1 protein-coding gene is annotated in these 3,654 nt (G+C 52.6%); it reads right to left on the bottom strand.

The features are described from left to right. On the bottom strand, positions 1 to 3,654 hold a 3,654-nt coding region (locus JWG39_RS15835; protein ID WP_205220414.1), incomplete at both ends, for a beta strand repeat-containing protein.

The following is a 3,654-nucleotide window of genomic DNA, read 5'->3' as shown; positions in this document are numbered from 1 at the left end:
CGGTCACGGTAACAGGGATCGTTAAGATCTCGGAATCACCCACATTCAAATATTCGTACGTCGCATCGGTTGGATCGAAGCTGTATGAGCCATCTGGATGCAATGTGAAGCCTGCCGGAGCAGTTGAACCTGGAGTGACCGTGAAGATAGCCGTCGAGCCATCATCTACATCGGTGGCAGTGAGCGTACCACTGATCGTAGCATCTCCTTCATCGACGGTAGCCGTTACATCCGCAACAGCCACAGGTGCATCGTTGGTACCATTGACTGTAATCTGGATCTGAACTGTATCGGTTCCACCCTGGTCATCGGTCACGGTGACGGGGATTGTCAGGATCGTGGAATCACCCACGTTCAGATGGTCATACGCCGCATCAGTTGGATCAAAACTGTATGAACCATCTGCGTGCAGCGTAAACCCGTCGATCGTGGCAGTCGTCGTATAAGCGGCCGTTGCATCATCATCGACATCACTTGAAGTCAGGTTTCCGGACACCATTCCGGCACCTTCATCAACGGAAGTAGTGACATCAGCACCAGCCACCGGCGCATCATTGGTACCGTTGACCGTAATCTGAATCTGCACCGTATCGGTACCACCCTGATCATCAGTCACCGTAACAGGAACCGTTAAGATCACGGAATCGCCAACGTTCAAATGGTCGTACGTCGCATCGGTTGGATCGAAAGTGTATTGTCCATCTGCGTGCAGCGTAAACCCTGCCGGAGCAGTTGAACCTGGAGTGACAGCAAAGGTAGCCGTCGAATCATCATCTACATCGGTAGAAGTAAGCGTACCACTGATCCCAGCGGCCCCTTCATCAACAGAAGTGATTACATCCGCAACAGCCACCGGTGCATCATTGGTCCCATTGACTGTAATCTGGATCTGGACTGTATCGGTTGCACCATTATCATCGGTCACGGTGACGGGGATTGTCAGGATCGTGGAATCACCCACGTTCAGATGGTCATACGCCGCATCGGTCGGATCAAAACTGTATGATCCATCTGCATGCAGCGTAAACCCGTCGATCGTGGCAGTCGTCGTATAAGCGGCCGTTGCACCATCATCCAAATCGGTGGAAGTGAGCGTGCCATTAATGGCAGCATCCCCCTCGGCAACCGTCGTGGTAACGTCCGCGCCAGCAATCGGAGCATCATTGGTACCGTTGACCATGATCTGAATCTGCACCGTATCGGTACCACCCTGATCATCAGTCACCGTAACAGGAACCGTTAAGATCACGGAATCGCCCACGTTCAAATGGTCGTACGTCGCATCAGTTGGATCAAAACTGTAGGAACCATCTGCGTGCAGCGTAAACCCTGCCGGAGCAGTTGAGCCTGGAGTGACCGTGAAGGTCGCCGTCGAGCCATTATCTACATCGGTGGAAGTAAGCGTACCACTGATCCCAGTGGCCCCTTCATCGATGGTAGTCGTTACATCCGCACCAGCCACAGGTGCATCGTTTGTGCCGTTGACTGTAATCTGGATCTGGACTGTATCGGTTGCACCCTGGTCATCAGTCACGGTGACGGGAACCGTCAGGATCACGGAATCACCCACGTTCAGGTGTTCGTAGGCGGCATCGGTTGGATCAAAACTGTAGGAACCATCTGCGTGCAGCGTAAACCCGTCGATCGTGGCAGTCGTCGTATAAGCGGCCGTTGCATCATCATCGACATCACTTGAAGTCAGGTTGCCAGAAATCATTCCGGCCCCTTCATCAACGGAAGTAGTGACATCCGCACCAGCCACCGGCGCATCATTGGTACCGTTGACCGTAATCTGGATCTGCACCGTATCAATTCCGCCCTGATCATCCGTCACGGTAACGGGGATCGTCAAGATTGTGGAATCACCCACGTTCAAATGGTCATACGCCGCATTGTTTGGATCGAAACTATAGGTTCCGTCTGGATTGAGCGTGAAACCTGCCGGAACGGTTGAGCCTGAAGTGACAGCAAACGTTGCCGTTGCCCCATCATCGGAATCCGTTGAAGTGAGCGCACCATTAATCAATGCCGCCCCTTCATCAACGATGGTCGTAACATCAGCACCAGCTACCGGGGCATCGTTTGTGCCATTGACTGTAATCTGGATCTGAACTGTATCGGTTGCACCCTGGTCATCAGTCACGGTGACGGGAACCGTCAGGATCACGGAATCACCCACGTTCAGGTGTTCGTAGGCTGCATCGGCTGGATCAAAACTATAAGAGCCATCTGCGTGCAGCGTGAACCCATCAATTACGGCGGTCGTCGTATAAGCGGCCGTTGCATCATCATCGACATCACTTGAAGTCAGGTTGCCAGAAATCATTCCGGCCCCTTCATCAACGGAAGTAGTGACATCCGCACCCGCTACAGGAACATCGTTGGTACCGTTGACCGTAATCTGGATCTGCACCGTATCGATTCCACCCTGATCATCCGTCACTGTAACAGGGATCGTCAGGATCGTGGAATCACCCACATTCAAGTGGTCGTACGTCGCATCGGTTGGATCGAAACTATAGGTTCCATCTGGATTAAGCGTGAAACCTGCTGGAACGGTTGCCCCTGGCGTAACCACAAATGTTGCAGTTGCCCCATCATCGGAATCCGTTGAAGTGAGCGCACCATTAATCAATGCCGCCCCTTCATCAACGATGGTCGTAACATCAATTCCCGCTACAGGCACATCGTTTGTACCGTTAATCGTGATCTGAATCTGAACCGTATCAGTTCCGCCATTATCATCGGTCACGGTAACAGGGATCGTTAAGATCTCGGAATCACCCACATTCAAATGGTCGTACGTTGCATCGGTTGGATCAAAACTGTATGAACCACCTGCGTGCAGTGTGAAGCCTGCCGGAGCAGTTGAACCTGGAGTGACCGTAAAGGCAGCCGTCGAACCATCATCTACATCACTTGAGGCCAGGTTTCCGGACACCATTCCGGCACCTTCATCGACGGTCGTAGATACATCCACACCTGCTACTGGAGCATCGTTGGTACCGTTGACCGTGATCTGAATCTGCATCGCATCCGCACCACCGCCCTCATCCGTCACGGTGACCGGAACTGTCAGCACAACCGTATCACCAACATTGAGATGGTCGTAGGCCACATCGGTCGGATTGAAACTATAGGTTCCATCCGTGTCCAGCATAAAACCGGATGGAGCAGTAGATCCAGTTGTAATACTGAAGGTTGCCGTCTCCGGATGGTCAACATCCGTAGCAGTGAGCACACCGTCAATTGTCGCGGCGCCTTCATCAACGGACCTGGTTACATCTGCGCCTGCTACCGGAGCGTTGTTCGTACCGTTAACCGTGATCTGGATCTGAACCGTATCGGTTCCGCCATTATCATCGGTTACGGTAACAGGGATCGTTAAGATCTCGGAATCACCCACATTCAAATATTCGTATGTCGCATCGGTTGGATCGAAGCTGTATGAGCCATCTGGATGCAATGTGAAGCCTGCCGGAGCAGTTGAACCTGGAGTGACAGCAAAAGTAGCCGTCGAGTTATCGTCTACATCTGTGGAAGTAAGCGTACCACTGATCCCAGTGGCCCCTTCATCGATGGTAGCCGTTACATCCGCACCAGCCACCGGCGCATCGTTTGTGCCGTTGACTGTAATCTGGATCTGGACTGTAT

Source organism: Desulforhopalus vacuolatus (assembly GCF_016918505.1).
Classification (GTDB): domain Bacteria; phylum Desulfobacterota; class Desulfobulbia; order Desulfobulbales; family Desulfocapsaceae; genus Desulforhopalus; species Desulforhopalus vacuolatus.
The sequence above is the reverse complement of the archived record's forward strand: the minus strand, read 5'-3'. Positions and strand labels throughout refer to the sequence as shown.